This is a genomic window from Kribbella sp. CCNWLW201, from assembly GCF_037203805.1.
In the GTDB taxonomy this organism is placed as follows: domain Bacteria; phylum Actinomycetota; class Actinomycetes; order Propionibacteriales; family Kribbellaceae; genus Kribbella.
On record NZ_JBBCBQ010000001.1, the window covers coordinates 650,332 to 676,204 of the forward strand.

The 25,873-nt window shown below is 67.5% G+C and carries 27 protein-coding genes and 1 riboswitch; of the genes, 15 read left to right on the forward strand and 12 right to left on the reverse strand.

From position 1 onward, the window contains the following. Nucleotides 1-40: 40 nt before the first annotated feature. A riboswitch (FMN riboswitch) is annotated at nt 41-174 on the forward strand. 91 nt (nt 175-265) lie between these two features. Next, nucleotides 266-886 (forward strand): 3,4-dihydroxy-2-butanone-4-phosphate synthase, encoded by a 621-nt coding sequence (ribB, locus tag V9K99_RS02935; RefSeq protein ID WP_337007626.1) that lies wholly within the window; start codon nt 266-268, stop codon nt 884-886. Here the strand turns inward: ribB and V9K99_RS02940 are convergent. From V9K99_RS02940 to V9K99_RS02970, 7 genes are all read right to left on the reverse strand, one after another. Then, nucleotides 870-1,835 (reverse strand): transketolase family protein, encoded by a 966-nt coding sequence (locus V9K99_RS02940; RefSeq protein ID WP_337007627.1) that lies wholly within the window; start codon nt 1,833-1,835, stop codon nt 870-872. The two genes, ribB and V9K99_RS02940, sit on opposite strands and share 17 nt — an antisense overlap. 115 nt (nt 1,836-1,950) lie before the next feature. Then, nucleotides 1,951-2,862: a transketolase gene (locus tag V9K99_RS02945; protein WP_337007628.1), complete on the reverse strand. Its 912-nt coding sequence runs from the start codon at nt 2,860-2,862 to the stop codon at nt 1,951-1,953. After that, entirely contained in the window at nt 2,859-3,854 is a 996-nt protein-coding gene (locus V9K99_RS02950; protein ID WP_337007629.1) for a sugar phosphate isomerase/epimerase family protein, read from the reverse strand. Before V9K99_RS02950 ends, V9K99_RS02945 begins: the two co-directional genes overlap by 4 nt. Before the next feature lie 30 nt (nt 3,855-3,884). Beyond that, complete coding sequence (locus V9K99_RS02955) at nt 3,885-4,775, reverse strand: carbohydrate ABC transporter permease (protein ID WP_337007630.1); 891 nt, start codon at nt 4,773-4,775, stop codon at nt 3,885-3,887. Continuing rightward, the gene (locus V9K99_RS02960) at nt 4,772-5,692 is read right to left on the reverse strand and encodes a carbohydrate ABC transporter permease (protein ID WP_337007631.1); all 921 of its coding nucleotides are present in this window, start codon (nt 5,690-5,692) and stop codon (nt 4,772-4,774) included. Before V9K99_RS02960 ends, V9K99_RS02955 begins: the two co-directional genes overlap by 4 nt. Before the next feature lie 9 nt (nt 5,693-5,701). Then, nucleotides 5,702-7,003: an ABC transporter substrate-binding protein gene (locus V9K99_RS02965; RefSeq protein WP_337007632.1), complete on the reverse strand. Its 1,302-nt coding sequence runs from the start codon at nt 7,001-7,003 to the stop codon at nt 5,702-5,704. After that, a complete protein-coding gene (locus tag V9K99_RS02970) occupies nt 7,000-7,872 on the reverse strand; it encodes a nucleoside hydrolase (protein ID WP_337007633.1) in 873 nt (290 codons plus the stop codon). The genes V9K99_RS02965 and V9K99_RS02970 overlap by 4 nt, the downstream gene beginning before the upstream one ends. Nucleotides 7,873-8,033: 161 nt before the next feature. Here V9K99_RS02970 and V9K99_RS02975 point away from each other — a divergent pair, with 161 nt between their 5' ends. From V9K99_RS02975 to V9K99_RS03010, 8 genes are all read left to right on the forward strand, one after another. Continuing rightward, on the forward strand, nt 8,034-9,431 hold the full coding sequence (locus tag V9K99_RS02975) for an FGGY family carbohydrate kinase (RefSeq protein WP_337007634.1): 1,398 nt from the start codon (nt 8,034-8,036) through the stop codon (nt 9,429-9,431). Nucleotides 9,432-9,975: 544 nt separating this feature from the next. Next, nucleotides 9,976-10,710: a cupin domain-containing protein gene (locus V9K99_RS02980; RefSeq protein WP_337007635.1), complete on the forward strand. Its 735-nt coding sequence runs from the start codon at nt 9,976-9,978 to the stop codon at nt 10,708-10,710. A gap of 11 nt (nt 10,711-10,721) precedes the next feature. Continuing rightward, a complete protein-coding gene (locus V9K99_RS02985) occupies nt 10,722-11,885 on the forward strand; it encodes a Gfo/Idh/MocA family protein (protein ID WP_337007636.1) in 1,164 nt (387 codons plus the stop codon). Continuing rightward, entirely contained in the window at nt 11,882-13,036 is a 1,155-nt protein-coding gene (locus V9K99_RS02990) for a dihydrodipicolinate synthase family protein (protein WP_337007637.1), read from the forward strand. The genes V9K99_RS02985 and V9K99_RS02990 overlap by 4 nt, the downstream gene beginning before the upstream one ends. Next, complete coding sequence (locus V9K99_RS02995; protein ID WP_337007638.1) at nt 13,033-13,848, forward strand: sugar phosphate isomerase/epimerase family protein; 816 nt, start codon at nt 13,033-13,035, stop codon at nt 13,846-13,848. Before V9K99_RS02990 ends, V9K99_RS02995 begins: the two co-directional genes overlap by 4 nt. An 18-nt stretch (nt 13,849-13,866) precedes the next feature. Further along, the gene (locus V9K99_RS03000; RefSeq protein WP_337007639.1) at nt 13,867-14,613 is read left to right on the forward strand and encodes a sugar phosphate isomerase/epimerase family protein; all 747 of its coding nucleotides are present in this window, start codon (nt 13,867-13,869) and stop codon (nt 14,611-14,613) included. Nucleotides 14,614-14,682: 69 nt separating this feature from the next. Beyond that, entirely contained in the window at nt 14,683-16,116 is a 1,434-nt protein-coding gene (locus V9K99_RS03005) for a diguanylate cyclase domain-containing protein (protein ID WP_337007640.1), read from the forward strand. A 21-nt stretch (nt 16,117-16,137) separates the two neighbouring features. After that, nucleotides 16,138-16,848, forward strand: coding sequence for a phosphotransferase (locus V9K99_RS03010; protein ID WP_337007641.1), 711 nt, complete (start codon nt 16,138-16,140; stop codon nt 16,846-16,848). Here V9K99_RS03010 and V9K99_RS03015 read toward each other — a convergent pair. Beyond that, nucleotides 16,829-17,311 carry a GNAT family N-acetyltransferase gene (locus V9K99_RS03015; RefSeq protein ID WP_337007642.1) on the reverse strand — a complete coding sequence of 161 codons (483 nt, stop codon included), beginning with the start codon at nt 17,309-17,311 and terminating at the stop codon, nt 16,829-16,831. The genes V9K99_RS03010 and V9K99_RS03015 overlap by 20 nt on opposite strands. Before the next feature lie 141 nt (nt 17,312-17,452). Here V9K99_RS03015 and V9K99_RS03020 point away from each other — a divergent pair, with 141 nt between their 5' ends. After that, nucleotides 17,453-19,033, forward strand: coding sequence for an alkaline phosphatase D family protein (locus tag V9K99_RS03020; protein ID WP_337007643.1), 1,581 nt, complete (start codon nt 17,453-17,455; stop codon nt 19,031-19,033). 61 nt (nt 19,034-19,094) lie between these two features. Here V9K99_RS03020 and V9K99_RS03025 read toward each other — a convergent pair whose 3' ends face one another. Together V9K99_RS03025 and V9K99_RS03030 are read right to left on the reverse strand one after the other, a co-directional pair. Continuing rightward, a complete protein-coding gene (locus tag V9K99_RS03025; RefSeq protein ID WP_337007644.1) occupies nt 19,095-19,916 on the reverse strand; it encodes a polysaccharide lyase family protein in 822 nt (273 codons plus the stop codon). Continuing rightward, complete coding sequence (locus V9K99_RS03030; RefSeq protein ID WP_337007645.1) at nt 19,917-21,449, reverse strand: alkaline phosphatase D family protein; 1,533 nt, start codon at nt 21,447-21,449, stop codon at nt 19,917-19,919. Between the two features lie 170 nt (nt 21,450-21,619). Here V9K99_RS03030 and V9K99_RS03035 point away from each other — a divergent pair, with 170 nt between their 5' ends. Then, a complete protein-coding gene (locus tag V9K99_RS03035; RefSeq protein WP_337007646.1) occupies nt 21,620-22,495 on the forward strand; it encodes an aldo/keto reductase in 876 nt (291 codons plus the stop codon). 83 nt (nt 22,496-22,578) lie between these two features. Continuing rightward, nucleotides 22,579-22,923 carry a tetratricopeptide repeat protein gene (locus V9K99_RS03040; RefSeq protein ID WP_337007647.1) on the forward strand — a complete coding sequence of 115 codons (345 nt, stop codon included), beginning with the start codon at nt 22,579-22,581 and terminating at the stop codon, nt 22,921-22,923. On the opposite strand, the gene V9K99_RS03045 is transcribed toward V9K99_RS03040, so the two are convergent. After that, the gene (locus V9K99_RS03045; RefSeq protein WP_337322874.1) at nt 22,904-23,047 is read right to left on the reverse strand and encodes a hypothetical protein; all 144 of its coding nucleotides are present in this window, start codon (nt 23,045-23,047) and stop codon (nt 22,904-22,906) included. The two genes, V9K99_RS03040 and V9K99_RS03045, sit on opposite strands and share 20 nt — an antisense overlap. A gap of 177 nt (nt 23,048-23,224) precedes the next feature. Here V9K99_RS03045 and V9K99_RS03050 point away from each other — a divergent pair, with 177 nt between their 5' ends. Next, nucleotides 23,225-24,337, forward strand: coding sequence for an LLM class flavin-dependent oxidoreductase (locus V9K99_RS03050; protein WP_337007648.1), 1,113 nt, complete (start codon nt 23,225-23,227; stop codon nt 24,335-24,337). Beyond that, the gene (locus V9K99_RS03055; protein ID WP_337007649.1) at nt 24,334-24,936 is read left to right on the forward strand and encodes an FMN reductase; all 603 of its coding nucleotides are present in this window, start codon (nt 24,334-24,336) and stop codon (nt 24,934-24,936) included. Before V9K99_RS03050 ends, V9K99_RS03055 begins: the two co-directional genes overlap by 4 nt. Nucleotide 24,937: 1 nt before the next feature. Here the strand turns inward: V9K99_RS03055 and V9K99_RS03060 are convergent, their stop codons facing one another. After that, a complete protein-coding gene (locus V9K99_RS03060) occupies nt 24,938-25,240 on the reverse strand; it encodes a hypothetical protein (RefSeq protein WP_337007650.1) in 303 nt (100 codons plus the stop codon). A 74-nt stretch (nt 25,241-25,314) separates the two neighbouring features. Between V9K99_RS03060 and V9K99_RS03065 the strand changes: the two genes are divergently transcribed. Then, entirely contained in the window at nt 25,315-25,869 is a 555-nt protein-coding gene (locus V9K99_RS03065; protein ID WP_337007651.1) for a hypothetical protein, read from the forward strand. Nucleotides 25,870-25,873 lie beyond the last annotated feature (4 nt).

The window sequence follows — 25,873 nt, forward strand, 5'->3', positions numbered from 1 at the left end:
GATGGTTTCTACAGATAAACTTCTGCACGAAAGCAAGACCACACGTGCTCTGGGGTCGGTGAAATTCCGAGCCGGCGGTGACAGTCCGCGACCCGTACCTCCGCGAGGAGGTCCGGTTGACCTGGTGGAATTCCGGGACCGACGGTGAAAGTCCGGATGGGAAGACGCACGTGGCAGTCTTCGCGGTGCGCTGCCGACAGTTCGGTCGGAGGTGCCCGCGGAGCTTGTCGTTGCCCCGGAGCACCAGGCCGAGAGGACAACGACCGTGAGCTCCGCAACCAAGACCCGCTTGGACACCATCCAGCGAGCGGTCGACGAGATCGCGCTGGGACGGCCCGTCGTGGTCGTCGACGACGAGGACCGCGAGAACGAGGGTGACCTGACCTTCGCCGCGAGCCTGGCGACCCCCGAACTGATGGCCCTGCTGGTCCGGTACACCAGCGGCTACGTCTGCGCACCGGCCGCGCCGGAGATCCTCGACCGGCTCGAGCTGCCGCTGATGGTGCCGGACAACCAGGACAGCCTGCGGACCGCGTACACGATCTCGGTCGACGCGAGCTCTGGCATCGGCACCGGCATCTCGGCCGCCGACCGGGCCCGGACCGTCCGCGTGCTGGCCGAACCGTCGGCACAACCCGCGGACCTGATCCGGCCCGGTCACATCCTCCCGCTGCGGGCGGTGGAGGGCGGTGTCCGTCAGCGACCCGGTCACACCGAGGCCACCGTCGAACTCGTCCGGCTGGCGGGCCTGCCGCCGGTCGGCGTGATCGGCGAACTGATGAACGACGACGGCACCCTGATGACCGGGCCCGACCTGCGGACGTTCGCCGACACGCACGATCTCGCGATGATCTCGATCGCCGACCTGGTCACTTACCTGTCTTGAGCAGTTGCCGCGCGGAGTCCGCGATTCCCTCCGGCGACAGCCCGTACCGATCCAGCAGATAGCCGGCCGACCCCGTCGGCGCGAACTCGGGGAACCCGAGGATCGACACCCGCGCCGGATGATGCCGTACGACGGTCTCCGCCACCGCACCACCGAGGCCGCCGCCAGTCACCGCCTCCTCCGCGGTGACGATGCCGGCCGTCTCCCGCGCGGCCGTGACCACGGCATCGACGTCCAGCGGTTTCACCGTCGGCATCGACAGCACGCGGGCCGAGATCCCTTCGGTGGCGAGCTGTTCGGCCGCCGCCATCGCCCGCCACAGCACGGTCCCGTTGCTGATCAGCGTCACGTCGTCACCGGCCCGGACCGTGATCGCCTTGCCCAGTTGGAACTCGTAGTCGTCCGCGTACACCTTCGGCACGCTCATCCGGCTGACCCGGATGAACACCGGCCCGTCGGAGGCCGCTGCCCACCGCAGCGCGGCCGCCGTCTCGATCGGATCGGCCGGCACGATCACGGTCATGTTCGCGATCGCGCGCAGCCAGGCGATGTCCTCGATCGAGTGGTGCGTGGGGCCTAGTTCGCCGTACGCGACCCCGGGGCTCATCCCGCACAGCTTCACGTTCGTGTTCGAGTAGGCGACGTCCGCCTTGATCTGCTCCAGCGCGCGGGCGGTCAGGAAGCAGGACGCGGCCGAGACGAACGGGATCCGGCCGCCGTTGGCCAGCCCGGACGCCACCCCGACCATGTCCTGCTCGGCGATGCCGACGTTGATCAACCGGTCCGGGAACGCCTTGCGGAAGCTGTTCAGCTTGCTCGAACCGACCGAGTCGTTCACCACCCCGACGATCCGGTGATCGGCATGCGCGAGCTCGGCGAGTGTCTCGACGTACGCGTCCCGGCAGTCGTACCGCGGCTGATCGGCGATCGAGGTGTCGACGATGGTCATGGGGCCTCCCGGCCTGGACTGAGGAGCGGAGGGAGCGAAGCGACTGGAGTGACGAGGGAAGGCCGGGAGTCAAAGCCCCATGACCCGCCGCGCCGGAGGCGTGGCATCAGTACTGTCATGCCTGCTCCTTGGCATATCGGGGAACAACAGCTTCCAGCTCGGTCAATGCCTGCTGGAACTCGGCCGCGTCCGGCACCCGGTGGTGCCAGGCGACGTTGTTGCTCATGAACGAGATCGGGTGGCCCTTGTGGGTGTGGGCGATCACGAAGGTCGGCTTCCCGGGCCGGAACGGTACGGCGGACAGCACGTCCAGCAGCTCGCCGTGGTCGTGCCCGTTCACCTCGACCACCGCGAACCCGAACGCCGTCGCCTTCTCCGGCAGCGGATCCAGGTCGTTGGTCTCCTTCGTGGTGGCGCCCTGCTGCAGCCGGTTCCGGTCGACGATGACGGTCAGCCGGTCCAGCTGGTACTGCGAGGCCGCCATCATCGCCTCCCAGTTGCTGCCCTCCTGCAGCTCGCCGTCCCCGACCAGCACATAGGTACGTCGCAGCGACACGTCGAGCTTGGCCGACAAGGCATGACCGACGGCGACCGGCAGGCCGTGCCCGAGCGGACCGGTGTTGGCCTCGACACCGGCGACCTTGTTCCGGTTGGGGTGCCCGTTCAACGCGGACAACGGCTTGAGGAAGGTCGCGAGCTCCTCGACCGGCAGGAACCCGAAGGCCGCCAGGGTCGTGTAGAGCGCGCCGGCGACATGCCCCTTGCTCACGATGAACCGGTCCCGCTCCGGATCGGTCACCGTGTCCGGGGTGATGTCGAGCACCGCGCCGTACAGGGTGGCCATGATGTCGATCGCGGAGAAGTCACCGCCGATGTGACCGGCCCCGGCGTGGTGGACCAGCTTGAGGTCCTGGATCCGGATCTGCCGGGCCGCCTCGGCGATATGCGCGACCTGCTCGGCCCGGCTGCTGTGAATCGGCAGCCTGCCCAGCACCGGCATCGTCGTATGTTCGACGGTCAGAGTCATGCGATCTCCGCCATCGAACTCAGCAGGACCTTCTGGACCAGCTTCTGCGCGGCCAGCGCGTCGTGCGACGCCTGCGCGGCGGCGAGCGCCTCGTCATCCAGTACGTCGAGGGCGTGGTGCACCGCCTTCAGGAAACGGATCGCCTGCTTCGCGGCCTCGACACTGTCCTCCCGGAACGGGAACTGGTCGAGCTGCCAGACGCCCTCCCAGTTGTTCTTCCGCAACGTGTGGAAGAACTCGAACGTCTCGACCAGGTGCACCGAGCCGACCACCATGTCGTCGTCCCAGCCGCGCAGGTTGTCGTTCACGTCGATCGCGAACAACCGGCCGTAGTCGATCGCCAGCTGTGCGGCGTCGGCCGGCGTCTCCTGGCCGTACAGCGAGTGGCCGAAGTCGAGCAGGATGCCGAGGTTGGGCAGGCCGATCTTCTCGATCCCGAGCAGCGTCCGGGCGACGTTCGGGAAGATGATCTTGACCCGCGGCTCGCGCGGCTTGTACTCGATCACGAAGTTGATGTCCGGGTGCGCCGACACCAGCTCCTTGAGGCCGTCCAGCGCCAGGTTCCAGATGTCGTGGTAGTTCACCTGGAACGGGTAGTCCCACCCGTCCTGACCGGGCCAGAGCTTCACGTAGGAGCAGCCCAGGTCCTTCGCCAGCTCCGTTGCCTGGTGCAACAGCTCCATCGCCTGCTTGCGCACCCCCGGGTCCGGGTTGGTGAAGGAGCCCTTGACGAAGTCGCGGGTGTAGATCTCCGGGGTGATCGCGATCGCCTTCAGGTTGTTCCGCTCGAGGGCGGCCTTCACCTCGTCGAGCGTTCCGTCGTACCCGGCGAACGGCCAGTTCAGGTCGACCACGGACAGGTCGCCGACGGCGCCGGCCCGGTCGATCTGCTCGAGCAGCGTGACCGGATCGCCGTACCCGTCGGTGGCGTAGCGGTCCTTGTAGGTGGCGAAGTGCCAGATACCCGCGCCGAAGACCGGCATGTCAGTCATTGGTGGTTTCTCCTTCGTGTGGGGCGGTTCTCAGCCCTTGGTCGCGCCGGCCGTCAGGCCGGCGACGATCCAGCGCTGCAGGATGGTGTACGCGATCAGGATCGGTACGACGGCGATCAGGATGCCCGCCGCGAGACCGGTGTTGTTGTTGGCGAACTGGCCCTGGAAGTTCAGCAGTCCGACCGGGATCGTCTTGTTCGCGTCGGAGTTCAGCAGGATCAGCGCGAACAGGAACTCGTTCCAGGTCGCCACCGCGTCCAGGATCGCCACCGTCACCAGGGCCGGCAGCGACAGCGGCAGCATGATGGTGAAGAAGATCCGCCAGTCGCCGGCGCCGTCGACCTTGGCCGCCTCGATGATCTCGTCCGGGATCTGCCGGAAGAACGACTGCAGCACGAGCACGGTGAACGGGATGCCGAACGCCAGGTACGGCCCGAGCAGCCCGAACAGGCTGTCGGTCGCACCGGCCGAGCGCATCATGATGAAGACCGGGACGATGGTGATGTAGATCGGGATGGTCAGCCCGATGAACACCGTGAACATCACCGTCCGGCGGAACTTCATCCGCAGCTTGGCCAGCGCGTACCCGAGCATCGCCGAGATCAGTACGCCGAGCGGCACCTTCATCAGCGCGATCAGCGCACTGTTGCGATAGGTGGTGGCGAAGTTGCCGATCCCCCAGGCGTCCTTGAAGTTCGTCCAGGTGAACTGGTCCGGCCAGGACAGCGGTCCGTTGCTGATGAAGTCCGACAGCGGCCGAACCGCGGTGATCACCAGCAGCGCCAGCGGCGAGATCCAGAACAGCGCCACCACCACGAGCACCAGCGTGATGACAAGCCCCTTGCGCCCCTTCGGTGGCTGACTCACCGGCTTCACTTGCTCTGGTACGGCCGCTTCCACCCGGACCGGTGCGATCGTCATGACGCCTCCTTGGTCTGGGAGCGGACGTATGGGATGCCGACTGCGATTGCCACCAGGGTGATCACCACGGCGATCGCCGTGCCGTAACCGGCCTGGTAGTACTGGAAGACGTTGGCGTACATCCACGTTCCCATCACCTGCGTCGCCGTACCGGGACCGCCGTACGTCATCGCGTAGATCATGTCGAAGACCTTGAACGAGTCGATCAGCGAGAGCGCCAGCACGATGTAATGGGCCGGTCGCAGACTCGGCATCGTCACGTTCCAGAACTGTTGCCATCGGCTCGCACCGTCGACGGTCGCGGCCTCGTACAGCTCGTTCGGAATCCCCTGCAGGGCGGCCAAGTAGAGCAGCATCGGGAAGCCGGTCCGCAGCCAGATGGCCGGCACCATCACCGCCCACAACGCGGTCGAGTCCTGCCCGAGCCACGGCTGGGCCAGCCCGTCCAGGCCGATCAGCCGGAGGAACGAGTTGATCGCGCCGGCGTCCGGGTTGTACAGCCAGCCCCAGATCGAGGCGATCGACACGAGCGGCAGGACGGCCGGGGTGTAGAAGATCAGCCGCAGTACCGGCTTGCCGTGCACCTTGCCGTTCAGCGCGATCGCCAGGCCGAGCCCGATGATCGTCGGGAACGCGATCGTGACGACGGTCCAGATCAGGTTGTTCCGGACCGCGGTGACGACGACCGGATCACTCGGCATCTTGGCGTAGTTTTCCAGCCCGACGAAGTTGTACGTCGCACTGAGCCCGTCCCAGTCGGTCAGGCTGAACCACAGTGAGGACACCGCCGGGTACACCAGGAACGCGACGTACACCCCCAGCGCGGGCAGGGCGAACAACCAAGGGGACCACCGGCCGCCTCGCTTGACCTTCGGGGCCTTCCCGGATCGGTGCCGAGTCAGTGCGACGGTTGCCATGACCGCGACTCAGCCCTTCGCCCAGGCGGAGACGATCTGCTGCATCTTCTTCGCCGCCGCGTCCGGCGCCATCGACCCCTGCAGCAGGTCGCTCTGCACGCTGAAGTACTGGTCGGCCTCCTTCTTCGGGAACGCCTGGTCCTGGATCGTGTAGAACGGGTTCTGCCCGTACTTCTGCGACCACTCGTAGGACAGCGGCAACGACTTCTGGTCCGGCTCGGCGCCCTTCACCGTCGACGCGGTCACCCGGAGCGCCTTCTGGGTGTCCGGCTGGGCGAGGAAGTTCAGCAGCTCGGCGGCCTTGTCCGGATTACCCGACTTGGCGTTGATCATGTAGCCCTCGACGAAGCCGGAGTGGCGGGCCGGCGTCTGGTCGGTCGGCAGCTCGAAGTTGCCGAAGCCGGCCGGGTTCTTCTTCGCCGACAGGATGGCGACCGACTCCGTCCACGGGCCGATGATGGTGTAGCCGTACTTGCCCTGCACATACCCCGGTTCGACGTCGGCGGGATCCATGCCGAGCGCGCCGTTCGGGATCCACTTCTTGTCCTGCCACTTCTTGAACAGGGTGAAAGCCTCGACGACCTCGGGCCGGTCCCAGCTCTCGTCGCCGACCAGCAGCTTGTCGTGCAGCTCCGGACCGGCGGTGTGCTCGAGCAGGTACTCGAACAGGCGCATGATGTTCCAGCCGTACTTGCCGGCCAGACCGCACGGGGTGATACCGACGGCGAGCAGCTTGTCGTTCGCCTGCTCCAGCTCGGCGTACGTCTTCGGTGTACCGGCGATCCCCGCCTTGGCGAACAGCGACTTGTTGTACCAGGCACCGAGTCCGAGGGACATCATCGGCAGTCCGGCCTTCATGCCCTCGAAGGTCATCCCCTCGATCGCGTTCGGGTTGATCGTGTCGGACCACTTGTACTTGTCGTAGTACGGTGTCAGGTCGAGCGCCTGCTTCGCCTTCGCGAACGGACTGCCGATCTGGCCGCCCCAGATCCGCCAGACATCCGGGCCCTTGCCGCCGAGCAACTGGGTCCGCAGCTTGTCCGGATAGACCGCCGCACCGGATCCGGGCAGGGTCTCGACGGTGGTCGTCGTACCGGCCTGCTGGTCGAACTTCTGCAGCTGCGCCTTGAACAGGCCGATCGTCTCGTCACCCTCGTAGGTGAAGATCCGCAGGTTGTTCGAGGCCGCGGCGGTCGCACCGCCACCGGTGGACGAGGTGCCACCGCCGGTGCAGGCGGACAGACCGACGCCGACGGCGGCGGCGGACGTGAGACCGAGGAACCCTCGGCGGGTGAACGAACTGCCGGTCATGACTGACTCCTTTGGCGGGCGAAGCGGCGGATCTTGGCGAACATGTCCTCCAGCAGGAACCGGACATCGACGTGTTCGCAGACACTGATGGGGTTGTCGGTGCCGGGCAGGTACCAGCCGTCGACGCCGAAGCGCGGCGCCGGCCGGACCCGCATGTCCCCACTGCGGGGGAACAACATCAAGGCGATCGCCGGCGAGTCACCGAGCGACCGGGACTCGATCGGTTCGCTGTGGTACGTGGCGTTCCACTCGTGCAACTGCTCGATCAGGTATTTGCCGAGCGGTCCGGCGTCACCGATCTTCTCGTCGAGCTCCGCGTAGCTGACCGAGACCTTCGTGTAGACGTCACTCGGCACCTGCCAGACCGTCATGCCGGAGCCGAACACCACGTTGGCGGCGTGGATGTCGTTGGACAGGTTGAACTCGATCCCCGGGTACGACGTGTAGCCGTTGTAGCCACGCCCGCCGATCCAGATCACGATCACCTCGCGGCGCACGATCTCCGGGTCGAGCAGGATCGCCGAGGCCATGTCGGTCAGCGGGCCGAGGAACGACACGAACAGCGGATCACCCGCCGAGGCCAGCTTGGACTCCTCGATGATCATCCGCGCACCGGGCGAGTCCAGCGGGGTCTGCTCGTCCGGAATGCCGGTCGGCGCGCCGTTCGCGACCGGGACCTGACCGGTCAGGTCCATCAGATCGAGCAGCAGGTCGATCTCCTCGCGGGAGTCCTCCATGCTCCGGTCCGACCGCCGGGTACCGAAGTGCGCGGCGATCAGCCCCCGGATGTCGAACGTGGTCGACAACAGCCCGTGCACGATCGCGAACTGGTCGTCCGCCTCGTTCTTCGCGTCCGTGTTGATGATCACCCGGCGTCTGCTCGGCTTCGTCACCCTGAGGTCCCATCTTGAATAGATATTCAGTAGTGCATAACCCGTCGACCTGAGTTTCACCACGGCGCTAGAGTCCCGTCAAGACCTCAGTTGAAAGTTGTCCGATCAGAAGGGCGCTCGACGTGGGTGGATCTGCCGTGCTTGCGATCGACCAGGGCACGACCAACTCCAAGGCGGTGCTCGTCGCCGCGGACGGAACCATGCTGGCCACCGGCTCCGCACCGGTCGGCCTTTCCACCCCGCAACCCGGTTGGGCCGAGCAGGACGCCGACGACATCTGGCAGAGCGTGCTGGCGGCAATCTCGTCGTGTCTAGCGGCCATGGACGCCGTCGAGATCGTCGGGGTCGCTTTGTCGACACAGCGTGAATCCGTCGTCGGCTGGGACCGTGACGGCCGGCCCGTCGGTCCGCTCATCGGCTGGCAGGACGTGCGAACCACCGAGTGGTGCTCGAAGCTGCCGGCTTCGGTCGATTCCTTGGTGCATGAGCGCACCGGACTCCGGGTCGACGCGATGTTCTCCGCACCCAAGCTGCATTGGCTTCTCGAGCATGCGGCGGCCGATCGGGTCGGGACCGTGGACTCCTGGTTGATCCATCGCCTGACTGGTTGCCGAGAGCATCTGACCGATGCCGGCAACGCCTCACGGACCTTGCTGTACGACGTTCTAGACCTCGACTGGTCCACCTCGTTGCTCGAGGCATTCGGCGTACCGCGGTCGGTGCTGCCGGAGGTGCGGGCGTCGAACGGGGGCTTCGGTACGACGTCCGGCGTACCGGGACTGCGGGACGGGATTCCGATCGTCGCCGTACTGGCTGACTCACATGCGGCGATGTACGGGCAGGGGTGCACGCAGGCCGGGATGATCAAGGCGACGTACGGGACCGGATCGTCGGTGATGACGCCGGTCAACGCCTTCGTCGCGGACGGTTGCACGCTGGCGTGGCTGACCGACGCGCCGCTCTATGCGCTCGAGGGCAACATCGTGTCGTCGGGCGCGGCACTGGCCTGGACCGCGGGGTTGCTCGGGCTGCCGGATGTGGGGGCGTTGATGGAGTTGGCGGCCACGGTTCCTTCGGCTGATGGCGTCGTACTGGTGCCGGCTTTCGCGGGGCTCGGCGCGCCGCACTGGGATCGCAACGCACGGGCGGCACTGACCGGGATGAGCAGCGCGACCACGCCCGCGCACGTGGCCCGAGCCTGTGTGGACGCGGTCGCGCACCAGATCTGCGACATCATCGAGTCGATGGGTACGACGCCGAGTCGCCTCCGGGCCGACGGCGGTGCGACCGTGTCCGACCTACTCATGCAGACCCAGGCCGACCTGCTCGGCCACCCGGTCGAGGCCGCCAACGTCGCCGAGATCTCCGCCCTCGGCACCGCCGAACTCGCCTGGACCACCCTCGGCGAACCCACCAACTGGTCCGCCACCCGCCCCACCCGCCTCTTCCAGCCCACCCTCCCCCCGGCCGCCCGAGCCACCCACCGCACCCACTGGACCAAGGCCGTCACCGCAACCCGGACCCACCCCGCCTGACCCACCGCCCCGGCGCTCCCACCGCAGCGGGCAAACCCCCAACCCCAGCCGTCAACCCCTCAGATCGGGGGTTGCCCGTTCGGAATCTCAGTGGGCAACCTCCTACCTCAGAGGCCAACCCCTCGGGTTGGGGGGTTGCCCCTCGGAAACGGGGGTTGCCCCCTCGGATTGGGGCTTGCCCGCTCAGAATCTCGATGGGCAACCCCTCACCTCACGGGGCAAGCCACCGAACGGCAGGGGGTTGCCGGCTCAGGTTGGGGGTTGCCCGCTCGGGTTGGGGGTTGCCGGCTCGGGTTGGGGGTTGCCCGCTCGGGTTGGGGGTTGCCCGCTCGGGATCTGGGTGGGCAACCCTGCAGCTCGGGGGTTAACCCTCGGGAGGGGTACTGGGGTGACAACGGTTCCGGGAATGGCTGGTTCTGACAAAGTGACCGGATGCGGTCGGACATCGCTTTCCGCAACAGGTTGACTCGTCGTGACGGCCCACCTAAGGTTGCGGTCACAAGCCTCGGAAAGCCCTTTCCAAGGCGTCGCGAGGGAGGCGTGCATGTGCGAGTTCGAGCCCGGCTCCGCTGTGGCGCTGCCCGGCGGGATCGGCGTCTCGCGGCTGACGGTCTACGACATCGAGGCCCCGGACGGCCTGGTCGGCGGTACTCCGCACGTCCATCTGGCCTGCTCCGAGGGGTACTACGTGATCGCCGGCACCGGCGCGGTCCAGACGCTGAACCCGAAAGGCTTCACCGAGACGCCTCTCCAGGCCGGCACCGTGGTCTGGTTCGACCCCGGCACGATCCACCGCCTCGTCAACGGCGGCGGTCTCCAGATCCTGACGCTGATGTCGAACTCCGGTCTCCCCGAGGCCGGCGACGCCGTACTGACTCTCCCGCCTGAGCACCTGACCGACCGCGAGACGTATCTGAAGGCGACCACTCTCACCGGCGAGGGCGAGGCCCGGACCCCGTCCGCGATGGCTCGTCGCAATGTCGCGCTCGAGGGTTTCGCCGTACTGCGCGAGTCGTACGAAGCCCACGGTCCGTCGGCGCTGGACGACTTCTACGCGGCTGCGATCCGGATCGTTCAGCCGCAGCTCGGGGACTGGCGACGCCGCTGGGAGCGGGGCGCCCGCCGCCTGGCCGACGAGACCGGTGCCGCGCTGGACGCGCTGGAAACCGGCACCGCACCGCACCTGCAGACCGCTGAACTCCATCGACTACCCGCCCCCACCGAGTTCGGCCGGCACGGCATGTGCGGTCGCCTCGACACCTACGAGATCACATCGTGAGAGGTAAGACTGTGAACGAGCGACGCATCGGCATTGTGATGAACGGTGTCACCGGCCGGATGGGCCTGCGCCAGCACCTCGAGCGCTCCATCGTGGCCATCCGCGAGCAGGGCGGAATCCCGGCCGCCGACGGAACGATGATCATCCCCGAGCCGATCCTGGTCGGCCGCAACGAGCTCAAGCTGCGCCGGATCGCGGAGCAGTACGACCTGACCCGCTGGACCACCGACCTGTCCGAGGCGCTGGCCGAGCCGGACGTCGAGATCTACTTCGACTCCCAGCTGACCCAGCTCCGCGAGAAGGGTGTCCGGGCCGCGGTCGAGGCCGGTAAGGCGATCTACTGCGAGAAGCCGATCGCCGAGGGGCTGGACGCGGCAGTCGAGCTGGCCCGGCTGGTCCGCGACTCCGGACTGAAGAACGGCGTGGTCCAGGACAAGCTGTCACTGCCGGGCCTGCGGAAGCTGAAGCGGCTGGTCGACGGCGGGTTCTTCGGCCAGATCCTCTCGGTCCGCGGCGAGTTCGGCTACTGGGTCTTCGAGGGTGACTGGCAGGAGGCGCAGCGGCCGTCCTGGAACTACAAGTCGGAAGAGGGCGGCGGCATCATCGTCGACATGTTCTGCCACTGGCGGTACGTGCTCGACCAGATCTTCGGCCCGGTCAAGTCGGTCTACTGCCAGGGCGCGACCCACATCCCGACCCGGTACGACGAGCAGGGCAAGGAGTACACCGCCACCGCCGATGACGCGGCGTACGGCGTGTTCGAGCTGGAGGGCGGCATCGTCGCCCAGATGAACTCCTCCTGGACCACCCGGGTGTTCCGCGACGAGCTGGTCGAGTTCCAGGTCGACGGGACCGAGGGCAGCGCGGTCGCGGGGCTGCGCAGGTGCCGGGCGCAGCACCGGTCGGCGACGCCGAAGCCGGTCTGGAACCCGGATCTGCCGGCCACCGAGAACTTCCGCGAGCAGTGGGCCGAGGTGCCGGACAACGAGGTGTTCGACAACGGATTCAAGGTGCAGTGGGAGATGTTCCTGCGGCACGTGGTCGACGACGCGCCGTTCACCTGGGACTTCGTCGAGGGCGCCAAGGGTGTGCAGCTGGCCGAGCTGGGCCTGCAGTCGTGGCGGGAGGGCCGCAAGCTCGAGGTGCCGGCACTCGACATCGAGGCCCAGCTGTGACGCTCGCACTCAAGCTCCCACTGGACGGCGGGCTCTCGGAGTACCGCCTCATCGGCGAACCAGTTGCCCAGGGCACCTACGCGCCGGCTGAGAGTCGCCTGGCCTTCGCCGCGGCACACGTGGTCGCGGACCCGTTGGGTGACAACTCACCGGGTCAGCCGGCCGTCGTCGACTGGGAGCACACGCTGGAGTTCCGGCGGCACCTGTGGTCGCTCGGGCTGTCGGTGGCCGAGGCGATGGACACCGCGCAGCGCGGGATGGGGTTGGACTGGGCCGCGACGCAGGAGCTGATCCGGCGCTCCGCGGCCGAGGCCCCGGACGGACGGATCGCGGTCGGTGTCGGCACGGATCAGCTTGCCGCTGGCAACCACTCGCTGGAGACCGTGATCGGCGCGTACGAGGAGCAGCTCGCGGTCGCCGAAGAGGTCGGTGCACAGCCGATCCTGATGGCCAGCCGGGCGTTGTGTGCGGCGGCCGGTTCGCCGGACGACTACCGGAAGGTGTACGACCGGCTCCTGAACCAGTCGTCGCGACCGGTGATCCTGCACTGGCTGGGATCGATGTTCGATCCGGCGCTCGACGGCTACTGGGGCAGCGACTCGCTCGACACCGCCGCCGATGTTGTCGTCGAGCTGATTGCCGACAATACGACGAAGGTTGACGGGATCAAGGTCTCGCTCCTGGAGGCCTCCCGTGAAGTTGCCCTGCGCAACCGGCTGCCCGAGGGCGTTCGCCTCTACACCGGCGACGACTTCAACTACCCGGAGCTGATCAAGGGCGATGACGATGCCTACAGCGACGCACTGCTCGGCATCTTCGCCGCGATCGCACCGGCGGCCGCGGCCGCGCTGAAGGCCCTGGACGACGGCGACCTGCACCGGTACGACGAGGTGTTCGCGCCGACCGTGCCGCTGTCCCGGCAGATCTTCTCGGCACCGACGTACTACTACAAGACCGGAATCGCCTTCCTGGCCTGGCTGAACGGGCACCAGCCCGGGTTCTCGATGGTCGGTGGGTTGCAGACCGGACGGTCGTTGCCGCATCTGGCCGATACGTTCCGGCTTGCCGATCAGGCCGGCGTACTGACGAATCCTGAGCTGGCCGTGTCGCGGTTCCGTCAGCTGCTACTCGTGGGTGGAGTGGACGCGTGAACCGCTACAGCCTGAACCAGGCGACGACGAAGTACTGGCCGCTCGAGGACGTGGTCGCGGCCAGCGCCAAGGCCGAGCTGTCCTGGATCGGCTTGTGGCGTGAGCCGATCCAGGAGTACGGCGTCGACAAGGCCGCTCGCCTCGTCGCCGACGCCGGTCTCAAGGTGTCGTCGTTGTGCCGGAGCGGGTTCTTCACCTCGACCGATGCGGCCGAGCGGAAGGCGAAGATCGAGGACAACCGCCGCGCGATCGACGAGGCGGCGACGATCGGGACCTCGGTACTCGTGCTGGTGAGTGGTGGGCTGCCGCCGGGTTCGCGGGATCTCGACGGAGCACGCGAGATGGTCCGCGACGGGCTTGCCGAGTTGGCGCCGTACGCCGCCGAACGTGGCGTGAAACTGGCCGTCGAGGCGTTGCACCCGATGTTCTGTTCGGACCGGTGTGTGGTGTCGTCGTTGTCGGGGGCACTCGATCTGGCCGAGCAGTTTCCGGCCTCGCAGGTGGGCGTGATCGTGGACGCGTACCACCTGTGGTGGGACGCCGAGGTGTACCGGCAGATCGAGCGGGCCGGCGAGCGGATCCTGTCCTACCAGGTGAGCGACTGGGTCGTTCCGCTGCCGGCCGACATGCTGCTCGGGCGCGGCATGATGGGCGACGGCTCGATCGAGCTGCGCCGCCTCCGCGAGGCCTGTGACGCAGCCGGGTACGACGGCCCGATCGAGGTCGAGATCTTCAACCAGGAACTGTGGGACGCGCCGGGTCAGGACGTGTTCGACCTGGCGCTGGCGCGGTATCAGGAGCACGTCGTCTAACTCGGAGGAGCTGCCTGTATGACTATTCCCGCCGACGGCATCGGAATGCACTTGTACACGATGCGGGACGTACTGGCCGAGGACTATCCAGGGACGCTGAAGCGGCTGGCCGGCATCGGCTACCGGACGGTGGGGGTGAGCGGGCGGTTCGGGCACTCGGCGGACAAGATCCGCTCGTTCGCGGACGAGGCCGGGTTGTCGATCGTGCTGGAGCACGTGAAGTACGACCGGATGGCCGACGACTGGGCCGGCGCGCTGACCGACGTACAGACGCTGGGTGGCAAGTGGGTCGTCGTACCGTCGATTCCGTCCGAGCAGCACTCCGTGGAGGGCTTCCGTACGGCGGCCGCCGCGTTCACCGAGGCGGGTAAGGCGGCCCGCGACGCCGGGCTGAAGCTGCTCTTCCACAATCACGGGCGCGATTTCGACACCGTCGACGGGACGGTGCTGTTCGACATCCTGCTGGACGTCGATCCTGACCTGCTCGGTTTCGAATTGGACCTGTACTGGGTGGTGAACGGCGGCAAGGATCCAGTGCACTACTTCCGCGACCACCCCGGGCGGTACCCGGCGCTGCACGTGAAGGACATGGCCGAGGACGGGTCGTGGGAGGACGTCGGCGACGGCACGCTCGACTTCGCGGCCATGTTCGCCTACGCCTCGGACGGCGGCGTCGAGCAGTGGCTGGTCGAGCACGACAAGCCCACCGACGCGTGGCAGTCGGCCGAGCGGAGCTACCGCGGACTGTCCGATCTGCGGTTCTGATCAACGCTTAACCGGATCAGCAGTAGTCACAACTGCTCACCCGGGGTGAGATCGGCCTAAGCTCGACGCGTGCAGAACGAACCGACTGTTCGGCTGACGGCGGTACGGCGCTTGTACGAGGTGAGCGCGCGGATGGGTGCGGGGCGGAGCCTGGCCGAGACGCTGCAGGCGGTCGTCGACGGCGTCGTGGACGGTCTCGGGTTCGGGATCGCCGTCCTGAACCTGCGCCAGCCGGACGGGAAGTTCGAGGTGATCGCGGTCGCCGGGTCGCCGGAGGCGCGGGAGGCACTGCTCGGGACGGTCAGCTCGGCGGACATCTTCGACGCCGAGTTCGCGATCGCCGACCACTGGGGCCGGCTGCGGTTCGTGCCGCACGAGCGGCTGCCGGAGGGCGAGGTGGTCGGCTGGGTGCCCGACCTACCGGTGTCGGACGACCCGGCCGCCTGGCATCCGCTGGACGCGCTGTTCGCGCCGCTGTACTCGCCGGACGGTGAGCTGGTCGGGATGCTCGCGGTCGACCTGCCGGAGGACCAGCGCCGGCCGGGGCCGATCCACCGCGAACTGCTGGAGATCTTCGCGACCCAGGCCGGGCTGGCGATCGACAAGGCCCGGCTGACGGATCAACTGCTGGCCGAGAAGGCGCGGCTCGAGGCGAGCGAGACCACGTTCCGGATGGTGTTCGAGGGGGCCGGGAACGGGATGGCGACGATCGCCTTCGACGGGCCGGAGGCGGGCCGGATCCTGCGCGTCAACGACGCCTTCTGCCGGATCACCGGGTACACCGCTGAGCAGCTGGTCGGCGCCCGGATGCTGGACTTCCTGCGCGACGAGGATCCGGAACAGTCCCGGCGCGAACTCGAGAAGGTTGCCTTGAGCAACACGACGTACCGGTTCGAGCGGATCTTCTCCCAGCCCAGCGGCAACGAGATCTGGCTCGGCGGTACGGCGGCCATCGTCGGCGCCGGCCAGCAACGCATTCTGCTGATCCAGATCGACGACGTGACCGCCCGCAAGGACGCCGAACGCGAACTCCGCCACCACGCCGCGCACGATCCCCTGACCGGCCTGCCGAACCGCCGGCTGCTGCAGCACCGCTTCGCCGCGGCGCTCGAACGGACCCGCGCCAGCGGTCGCCGCGGCGCCTTGCTGTTCTGCGACCTGAACCACTTCAAGCTGGTCAACGACGGGTACGGTCACGAGGCCGGCGACCGCGCACTTCGCGAGATCGCCGGGCGCCTGGCCAGCGAGGTCCGCCACGGCGACACCGTTGCCCGCCTCGGTGGCGACGAGTTCGCGATCCTCGCCGAGGACATCGCCGACGACGACCTGGCGACCCTGATCGCGCGCCTCGAATCCGCCGTCAGCCGCCCCCTCCCCAACATCACCGTCCAGGTCACCACCAGCATCGGCACCGCCCCGATCACCCCCGAGACCACCGACCTGGACACCCTCCTCCACACGGCCGACCAGGCCATGTACACCACCAAACAACGCCGCAACTGAAGCCTGTGGAAGGCTTCCGGCGTGGACGAAGTCGAGCTGGCGGGTGGGTTTGTCAATGCGGTGGTACGGCGAGGGGACGTCGTACTGCGGAAGCCCGGGGAGCGGGCCGGGTTCGTGCACGAGCTGTTGCGGATGCTGGACGACTGGGAGGGAGCACCGCGGTTCCTCGGAGTCGAGGACGGGCGAGAGCGGCTGAGCTTCATCGACGGGTATGTCGCGTGGGAGGAGCCGCGGAAGCCGGCTGTGACCTCGGCGGCCGTGCTCAGGTCGGTAGGCGCGCTGGTGCGGGAGTTCCACGATCTGACCGCTGGTACGGCGCTTGCCGGTGAGCACGAGGTGGTCTGCCACAACGACCTCTCGCCGAAGAACACCGTCTACACCAAGGACGGCGGCCGCGCGATCGCCTTCATCGACTGGGATATCGCGGCACCGGGTGAGCGGATCCACGATCTCGCCTTCATCTGCTGGCAATACGCCGAACTCGGGGACGTTGCGCGCGTCGTACCTCAGTGGGAAGCCCTCCTGGACGGCTACGGGCCGACCGACACCTCGCAGCTCGTCCCGACCATTCTCTGGTGGCAGACCCGGGCTGCCGACGGTATCGACGCGGCGGCCGGCGCCGGCAGCTCCGCCATGCAGCACCTGCAGGATCTCGGCGTACCAGACAGGATCCGCAGCCTTCGCGACTGGATCCAGGCCAACGCCGACCGGCTTACGAACCCAGGCGGGTGAGGGCGTCGTCGGTGAGGCGGTAGATGGTCCACTCGTCCTGCGGATTGGCGCCCAGGGCCTTGTAGAAGTCGATGGCGGGGGTGTTCCAGTCGAGGACGGACCATTCGAGGCGTTCGTAGTTGTTGCGGACGCATTCCTGGGCAAGGGCGGTCAGGAGGGCCTTGCCGAGGCCGGCTCCGCGGGTTTCGGGGCGGACGAAGAGGTCTTCGAGGTAGATGCCGTGGACCCCACGCCAGGTGGAGAAGCTGAGGAACCAGATCGCGCAGCCGGCCACCACACCCTCGTGTTCGGCGACGTGGCAGAAGACCTTCGGGGAGTCGCCGAAGAGCGCGGTCTCCAACTGTTCCGCGGTCAGCTTGCACTCGTCGGGAGCTCGTTCGTACTCCGCCAGACCGTAGACCAGCTCCACGATCGCCGGTACGTCGTCCGGTCGCGCCCGTCGTACACGTTCGTCAATCTGCATTGGACCATCCTGCACTCTGGCCTAACTACCGAACATTCCTGTTAACTTACCGAGCAACTTCGCGAAAGCTACCAGACACCCGGCACTTGAAGACTGACACGCGCTTCCCACCTGAACCCCGCCCGTCACAGGAGGAATTCCATGTCCGTTTCACGCCGTCGCTTCCTCGGCCTGAGTGGTGCGGGCTCTGCCGCCGTACTGCTCGGCACCGGGGCCTGGGACGCCTCGACCACGTACGCCGCGCCGGCCGGCAGCGGCAATCCGTTCACCCTCGGCGTCGCGTCGGGTGATCCGCAGTACGACAGTGTCGTGCTCTGGACCCGGCTCGCCACCGACCCGTTCGCCGTCGACGGCAAGGGCGGGATGCCCGCCAAGCCGGTCCGGGTCGAGTACGAGGTCGCCCGGGACGAGAACTTCCGGCACGTCGTACGGCGCTCCAGCGTCGTGGCGACCCCGGAGCTCGGCCACTCGGTCCACCCCGAGGTCCGCGGCCTGCAGCCGGATCACGTGTATTACTACCGCTTCCGCACCGGCAACGAGGTCTCGCCGACCGGCCGGACCCGGACGACGCCACATCCGTTCGCCCAGCCGCGTGAGCTGAAGTTCGCGTTCGCGTCCTGCAACGCCTGGCAGGACGGGTTCTACACGGCCTACGACCACCTGGCGGCCGAGGACCTCGACCTCGTCGTCCACCTCGGCGACTACCTGTACGAGTCCGGAGTGAAGACGAACAGGCGCGGCGTCGTGACCGACCCGCGGTTCCACGGCGAGACGTTCGACCTGGCCCGGTACCGGCTGCAGTACTCGCTCTACAAGTCGGAGGCGCCACTGCAGGCCGCGCACGCGCGGTTCCCGTGGATCCAGACCATCGACGACCACGAGGTGGAGAACAACTGGGCCGGCGACCTGTCCCAGAAGGACACCGAGCCGGACCAGGACCCGGTGGTGTTCCGGGCTCGCCGGGCGGCCGCGTTCCAGGCGATGTACGAGAACATGCCGCTGCGGCACGACCAGATGCCGTCCGGACCGGAGGTGCGGCTGCACCGGCGCCTGCCGTACGGGCGGCTGGCCGACATCACCATGCTGGACACGCGCCAGTACCGCTCGGACCAGCCGTGCGGCGACGGTGACTCGTCGACCTGCACCGACCGGTTCAACCCGGACAACACCATGCTCGGCGGCAAACAGCGCACCTGGCTGCTGGACGGATTCAAGCGGTCGAACGCCCGCTGGCAGATCCTCGGCAACCAGGCGCCGATGGGCCAGACCGACTGGACCCCCGGCCCGGAGACGCGCGTCTGGCTGGACCCGTGGGACGGCTATGTGGCCGAGCGCAACCAGGTCCTCGGCGCCGCGCAGGACAGCGGCGTCCGCAACCTGGTCGTCATCACCGGTGACCGGCACCAGAACTACGCCCTCGAACTCAAGCGCGACTACGAGAACCTGGACTCGGCCACCGTCGGCACCGAGTTCGTCGGTACGTCGATCACCAGCGGCGGCGACGGTGCCGACATGACGGACCAGGGGCAGCAGTTCCTGGCCGCCAACCCGCACCTGAAGTTCTTCAACGCCCAGCGCGGCTACGTCCGTGTCACCGTGGACCAGAAGCAATGGCGCTCCGACTACCGCGTCGTCCCCTACGTCACCACCCCCGGCGCTCCGATCACCACGCGAGCGTCGTACGTCGTCGAGGACCGCAACCCCCACGTCCACGCCTCCTGACCATTCGCTTGCGTCCGAAGATCCGAGGGTCATAGCCCTCGGATCTTCGGACGCAACGCGTTCAGGGGTGGGCGTAGATGCCGAACGCGTCGTACGCGATCCAGGAGCCGTTGTCCTTGAACAGCTCGATCACGTTCTGTCCTTGTTTGAAGAGTGCCTTGGGCAAAGGCTTCTCGAGGTACGACGGCTTGAGCGGCGAACCGGGGTAGGTGCTGTCGGCAATCGTCGACCCCTTGGTGGCACCGTTGGCGAACGTCAACCGGCCGACCTCGGTGCCGTTGACCGTGAGAACGGCCGTGCCGGCCAGACTCGCATGACTGTCGATCAGCCACAGCGCCAGGTCAAGATCCTTCTCCGGTACGGCGGCCAACTCGAAGCGGAACGTCGCCCGGTGATTCTTCGTCCCGGCCCACTTGTCGGCCGGCCCCGGTAGCAGGTACGACCAGTCCGCCGACGGTGTCGACGTACCGAACGTGTAGTCGACGTCCGCCGGGAACCGGGTCGGGTAGCTGGCGTAGCCGTTCGGGGACAGGGCCAGTTCCGAGCCCTTGCCGTCGAACTCACCGACCCGCGCGACCGAGATCCCCGACACGGTGACCGAGGTCAAGTTGGTCGCGGCAACTGTTGCCGACGGCCTCGACCGGTTGCCGGCGGCATCGACGGTGACGACGCGATAGGTCCTGGTGACACCGGTGAAGCCCAGGCCGCGATGGACGAAGTGCGGATAGACGGTCTTGCCGGCCAGCACGTACGAGCCGTTGTCCAAGACGTAGACGGCGTAGTGATCGACGACCGTTGCCCACGACACCGGTTTCCAGTCGAGGGTGATGGTGCCGAGCTGACCGCTGCCGGTCAGGTGGGTGATGGCAGGAGGACGATTCATCTACAGGGCCTCCAGACGGGGCGAGTCGACCGGCGAGCGGAACTTCGCCACGACGCGTGGCTCGGCGTTCGCGTCGGCCTCGATGTACGGGAAGTTGACGAACTCGGCGGTCAGTTCGGACCGGGTCAGCGTGGTGTGCACGTACCCGCGCCGGGCGTTGTAGAACTTCACGTACGGATGCTGGAGCCAGTCCTTCGCGTATTGGTCCGTGTCGGCGCCGTCCCCATCCGACCCGATCGACGAGCACACCAACTCGACCCCGATCGTCGGCGAGGCCGGCTCCGCGAAGTCCACCTTGAGCTCCGACGCCACATGCCGGTGAATGTCCCCGGTCAACATGACCGCGTTGCCCGCCCCTTGGAGCTCGGCCAGCAGCCGGCGCCGGTTGGCTGGATAGCCGTCCCACTGGTCGGTGCGATCGTCACTGATCGCCGTGAGCACGACGCCACCCGCCAGAACGTTCCAGGTCGCAGGCGAGCGGCGCAGGCCGTCGTACAGCCACTTCTCCTGCTTGGTGCCCATGATCGTGCGCGCCTCGGACTGCCGGTCGGCCTCGCTGGCCGGCACCGGGTCGCGGTACTGCCGGGTGTCGAGGAGGTTCACCCGGGCCAGCGAGCCGACGTCGTACCGGCGGTAGGCCTGGCTGTCGGGGCCCTTCGGCAGGCTGCTCAGCGCGACCGGCAGGTTCTCGTAGAAAGCGCGGTAGGCGACGGCTCGGCGGTGCACGAACAGCTCCGGCGGGATCCCGTACGGCGAGATGTCCGCGCCGTAGTTGTTCTGCACCTCGTGGTCGTCCCAGACGAACAGCCAGGGCGCGGTCGCGTGCGCGTCCTGGAGGTCCGGATCGGTCTTGAACAGGCTGTACCGCAACCGGTACTGCTCCAGCGTCTCGATCTCCACGCCGTGCTCGGGACCGACCGACACGCCCTCGCGCCAGAGGTTGCCGCCAGCAACGATCCCGTACTCGTAGATGTAGTCGCCGAGGAAGAAGACCGCGTCGGGCGACCGGCGGGCGATGTCCCGGTACGCCGGGAAGTAGCCGTGGTACCAGGCCTGGCAGGACGCGGTGGCGAAGCTGAACCGCGAGCCGTGCACCGGCAGTGTCTTGGTCCGGCCGACCGGGCTGACGTCGGTACCGACGCGGAAGCGGTAGAAGTACTCGCGTTCAGGCCGCAGCCCGCTCACCTCGGGGTGTACGGCGTGCGCCAACTCGGGGGTTGCGATCGCGAGCCCACGTCGCACGACGCGCTTGAACTGGCTGTCCTCGGCCACCTCGTACTGCACGGGCACGTGGTCGGCACGCATCCCGCCGTGACCGTCGGCGGCCAACGGCGTCGGCGCCAGCCGGGTCCACAGGACGAAGCCGTCGGGACGCGGATCACCTGAGGCGACACCGAGCCCGAACGCACCCGACGGGATCGGGCGCCCAGGGGTGGCGTCCGCACTCGCCGGCGCGGAGACACCCAGGGCGACTGACGCGGCACTCAGGCCGGTGAGCTGAAGGAAGGTACGACGTGAGGTGGGTGGAGGCACGGGCGGACTCCTTAGACAGGGGAAGCTGACTTGCGTCACATTCTTACGTATGTCTCGTCCGTAATGTCAGTCGTTGACTGGAAGTCGCCAAAGATTCAGCAGCCGGAGTACTTGGTTTCTGCGAAGATTCCTGTTGGAAGTCTGAGTCGCGGCGCGCAAGGCTGGAGGGCATGGCAGCTCAGACGAAGAAGACGCGTCGGATCGGTGAGGTCGAGGTCAGTGGGATCGGGCTCGGCGCGATGCCGATGTCGATCGAGGGCCGGCCCGACGAGGCGCGGTCGATCGCGACCATCCACGCCGCACTCGACGCCGGAATCACCCTGATCGACACCGCCGACGCCTACCACCTGACCGCGACCGATGTCGGTCACAACGAGACCCTGATCGCCAAGGCGCTGGCGTCGTACGGCGGTGACACGTCTGGCGTCCTGGTCGCCACCAAGGGCGGGCACCTGCGGCCCGGTGACGGCCGGTGGACCCTGGACGGTTCGCCGGAGTACCTGAAGCAGGCGGCGGACGCATCGCTGAAGCGGCTCGGGGTGGACGCGATCGGGCTGTACCAGTTCCACCGGCCCGACCCGAAGACGCCGTACGAGGACTCGATCGGCGCGATCCGCGACCTGCTCGACGCGGGCAAGATCCGGATGGCCGGCATCTCGAACGCGAACCCGGAGCAGATCCAGCAGGCGAACGAGATCCTCGGCGGCCGGCTCGTCTCGGTGCAGAACCAGTTCTCCCCGGCCTTCCGGTCGAGCGAACCCGAACTCGAGTTCTGCGACAAGCTCGGCATCGCGTTCCTGCCCTGGTCCCCGCTCGGCGGCATCTCCAACGCCGGCGATCTCGGCGCGAAGCACCCGGCCTTCCACCAACTCGCCGCCGAACTGGCCGTCAGCCCGCAGCGCCTCACCCTGGCCTGGATGCTGGCCAAGTCCCCGCACGTCATCCCCATCCCGGGCTCCAGCCGCCCGGAAACCATCCTCGACTCGTACGCCGCTCTCGAACTCGAGCTCACCCCCGACCAGGTAGCCACCCTCGACGCCGCCTGATCCCATCGGCGCCCCGGCTCGCGGAATAGGTCCGCGCGCCGGGGCGTTCCTTTTCTGTCCCCACCAGACAGGAGGTCCTCGCGATGGAAGACATGCGTGCGTTGAGTTACGGGCTCGGGCAGCAGTACTTCGACGAGCGGGACTACCGCGGCGCCATCCGTGCGCTGGCGCCTGTGGTCGAGGAGACGCCGGACAACGTCGGCACGCGGCTGCTACTCGCCCGGGCGTACTACCACGCCGCGCTGCTGAAGCCGGCCGAGGAGCACCTGCTCGAGGTGATCCAGCGTCAGCCCACGGAGTACTACGCGCATCTGATGCTGGCTCGCACCCTCGAACGCCAGTCGCGGGCTGAGGAGGCGGTCAAGCACCGCCGGATCGCGGCCGCGCTCACCGGTGACGACGAACTGCTCAAGCCTCACCGCATCTGATTCGGCGCTGTGCGGCGTACAGGTCGGGGACAGCCGGGCGGTTGCCCAGCAGGTAGGTGGCGTTTTCTAGGTCGCCTTGGAAGTCTCGGGGGAGGCCGCTGGCGTCCGCGGCCAGGCGCTGCATGGACGCTCCTCGGGGCGGTGAGGTTTCGCGTGGTGGGACCTAGTTTCACCACGTGGACCCGACCTGACAAGAGCGGGGAATGCCCGGACCATGGATTGGCGTTGAGCAGGGCAAAGGTAGTTTAATAGTGAACTACCAACGCGATCGGCACCGCCTGGTGCTGTGGAGGAGGACAGGATGCAGTTCGGTGTGTTCACCGTCGGTGACGTGACCGAGGATCCGACCACCGGCCGGACCGTGAGTGAGGCCGAGCGGATCAAGGCGATGGTGACGATCGCGCTGAAGGCCGAGGAGGTCGGCCTGGACGTGTTCGCCCAGGGGGAGCACCACAACCCGCCGTTCGTCCCCTCCTCCCCGACCACGCAGCTCGGATTCATCGCAGCGAAGACGTCGAAGCTGATCCTGTCCACCGCGACCACGCTGATCACCACGAACGACCCGGTGAAGATCGCCGAGGACTACGCGATGCTGCAGCACCTGGCCGACGGCCGGGTCGACCTGATGATGGGTCGCGGCAACACCGGCCCGGTGTATCCGTGGTTCGGCCAGGACATCCGCAACGGCATCGCGCTGGCAGTGGAGAACTACGCCCTGCTGCGCCGGCTGTGGCGCGAGGACGTGGTCGACTGGGAAGGCAAGTTCCGTACGCCGTTGCAGGGCTTCACCGCGACCCCTCGACCACTGGACGGCGTACCGCCGTTCGTCTGGCACGGCTCGATCCGGTCGCCCGAGATCGCCGAGCAAGCGGCGTACTACGGTGACGGGTTCTTCCACAACAACATCTTCTGGCCGGTCACGCACACGAAGCGGATGATCGAGCTCTACCGCACACGGTTCGAGCACTACGGACACGGCGCCGCGGACCAGGCGATCGTCGGACTCGGCGGTCAGGTCTTCATGCGGAAGAACTCGCAGGACGCCGTACGGGAGTTCCGGCCGTACTTCGACAACGCGCCGGTCTATGGGCACGGCCCGTCGCTGGAGGACTTCAGCCGGGAGACTCCGCTGACGGTGGGCAGCCCGCAGCAGGTGATCGAGCGGACGCTGACGTTCCGGGAGCACTTCGGTGACTACCAGCGGCAGCTGTTCCTGATGGACCACGCCGGACTGCCGTTGAAGACCGTGCTGGAGCAGCTGGACATTCTTGGATCCGAGGTCGTTCCGGTGCTGCGCAAGGAGTTCGCGGCGAAGCGGCCGGCGCACGTGCCGGACGCGCCGACGCACGCGTCGCTGAAGGCTGCGGCCGAGCGCGCCCACGACCTGGAGACGATCAAGGAGCCGACGGTATGACCGAGCGTTTGATAGCCGTGGTGACGGCCGGGCTGACGACACCTTCGTCGTCCCGGCTGCTCGCCGACCAGTTGGCGGCCGCCGTACGCGACGAACTGTCCGGTCGCGGGATCGCGTCGCGGGTCGAGGTCATCGAGGTGCGTGACTACGCGCACGACCTGACGAACAACCTGCTCACCGGCTTCCCGTCGGCGGAGCTCGGCAAGGTGCTCGACACGGTCACGCAGGCCGATGCGTTGATCGCGGTGACGCCGACGTTCAGCGCGTCGTACAGCGGGCTGTTCAAGATGTTCTTCGACGTACTCGACGACAAGGCCCTGGCCGGCAAGCCGGTCCTGCTCGCCGCGACCGGAGGCACCGAACGCCACTCGCTGGTGCTCGACTTCGCCCTCCGCCCGCTGTTCGCCTACCTGAAGGCGCTCCCTGTCGCCACTGGTGTGTACGCCGCCTCCACCGACTGGGGCACCGGCGCCACGAAGCTCCGCACCCGCATCACTCAGGCCGCAACAGAGCTGGTGGCAACCCTCCACCACGAATCCCCGACGCAGGCCGACCCCTACGAAAACCCCACCCCGTTCGAGGACCTACTCAACAGCTGAGTCACCAGGGCCGGCGAAACCGGACCGCCGGCGCTGGGGGCGCCGGCGGATCCTGCAACGCAAGCGCCTTCTGCCGCTCGGTATCAGCCACAGCGGCCGACTTCCGCCGATAGCGGACCTTCCGGGCCAGCTCGTCATCCACGTAGACATACATCGTCCACCCGCCCCGAAACACCAGCAGATGGACAAGGAACCCGACGACCAGCCCCGCAAGCATGAAGAGGCAGCCGAGCCCGTCACCATCCCCGCCAGTCTCCAAATCAAACAAGCCCGAGCGCTCCAACTGAACAGTCACCTCAGGCACGCAACAAGTATCACCGACCCCCGGCAAGGCCTAACTCGATGGATCGGGAGCCCCAGTCGCCGGATACTCGGAGCATGGTGCTCCTCGGCGGCTACGTGATCTCGGCGCCGACTAGCCAGGGTCCACGCGATCTGCCGAGTCCGCTCCGAACGATCAGCCACTGTCTACTGGACGATCTACCTCGCCCCGCGGACGCCGACTGGTTCACCGACCGAGTCGAAGCAGAGAAGACCCTGGCCCAGTGCCGCGCACCCGCTGACCTCGTGGCGGTGGGTCTCGAGGAGCACCTGGCCGACGCGCTTCGAGCCGCGTGCGATGAGGACGGGGCGTCGCATTTCTTCCATCTCCTGGACCAGCGCCTGCCCATGCCCGCGGATGCCGTGCTCCTCGGGCATGAGGTCGTCGGCTGCGAGACGGACTTCAGCTTCCATTCCTGGCACTGCCACGGGTACGCCGGCCAGGTCCGCCGAGAGCTCGGCATCGTCGTCGACCACGCTGGGCTGCTCGCCGACTTCGCCGATGCCCTGCGAGTTCTCCACGATCTCCGCACCCGTCCTGCCCAGGATGCGCCGTACGAGATCCCGTGGACGGTTGCGAGCCTTGCACGATGCCCGGCAGTCGGCGGGTGAAGCG

Excerpts from the sequence above, each read along its gene's own strand:
- V9K99_RS03025 (WP_337007644.1), bottom strand. The coding sequence starts at position 19,916 with ATGAATCGTCCTCCTGCCATCACCCACCTGACCGGCAGCGGTCAGCTC.
- V9K99_RS03040 (WP_337007647.1), top strand. The coding sequence starts at position 22,579 with ATGGAAGACATGCGTGCGTTGAGTTACGGGCTCGGGCAGCAGTACTTC.
- V9K99_RS02965 (WP_337007632.1), bottom strand. The coding sequence starts at position 7,003 with ATGACCGGCAGTTCGTTCACCCGCCGAGGGTTCCTCGGTCTCACGTCC.
- V9K99_RS02950 (WP_337007629.1), bottom strand. The coding sequence starts at position 3,854 with ATGACTGACATGCCGGTCTTCGGCGCGGGTATCTGGCACTTCGCCACC.
- V9K99_RS02960 (WP_337007631.1), bottom strand. The coding sequence starts at position 5,692 with ATGGCAACCGTCGCACTGACTCGGCACCGATCCGGGAAGGCCCCGAAG.
- V9K99_RS03035 (WP_337007646.1), top strand. The coding sequence starts at position 21,620 with ATGGCAGCTCAGACGAAGAAGACGCGTCGGATCGGTGAGGTCGAGGTC.
- V9K99_RS03050 (WP_337007648.1), top strand. The coding sequence starts at position 23,225 with ATGCAGTTCGGTGTGTTCACCGTCGGTGACGTGACCGAGGATCCGACC.
- V9K99_RS03015 (WP_337007642.1), bottom strand. The coding sequence starts at position 17,311 with ATGCAGATTGACGAACGTGTACGACGGGCGCGACCGGACGACGTACCG.
- V9K99_RS02980 (WP_337007635.1), top strand. The coding sequence starts at position 9,976 with ATGTGCGAGTTCGAGCCCGGCTCCGCTGTGGCGCTGCCCGGCGGGATC.
- V9K99_RS02955 (WP_337007630.1), bottom strand. The coding sequence starts at position 4,775 with ATGACGATCGCACCGGTCCGGGTGGAAGCGGCCGTACCAGAGCAAGTG.
- V9K99_RS03045 (WP_337322874.1), bottom strand. The coding sequence starts at position 23,047 with ATGCAGCGCCTGGCCGCGGACGCCAGCGGCCTCCCCCGAGACTTCCAA.
- V9K99_RS03055 (WP_337007649.1), top strand. The coding sequence starts at position 24,334 with ATGACCGAGCGTTTGATAGCCGTGGTGACGGCCGGGCTGACGACACCT.
- V9K99_RS03000 (WP_337007639.1), top strand. The coding sequence starts at position 13,867 with ATGACTATTCCCGCCGACGGCATCGGAATGCACTTGTACACGATGCGG.
- V9K99_RS02945 (WP_337007628.1), bottom strand. The coding sequence starts at position 2,862 with ATGACTCTGACCGTCGAACATACGACGATGCCGGTGCTGGGCAGGCTG.
- V9K99_RS03065 (WP_337007651.1), top strand. The coding sequence starts at position 25,315 with ATGGTGCTCCTCGGCGGCTACGTGATCTCGGCGCCGACTAGCCAGGGT.
- V9K99_RS02940 (WP_337007627.1), bottom strand. The coding sequence starts at position 1,835 with ATGACCATCGTCGACACCTCGATCGCCGATCAGCCGCGGTACGACTGC.
- V9K99_RS03020 (WP_337007643.1), top strand. The coding sequence starts at position 17,453 with ATGTCCGTTTCACGCCGTCGCTTCCTCGGCCTGAGTGGTGCGGGCTCT.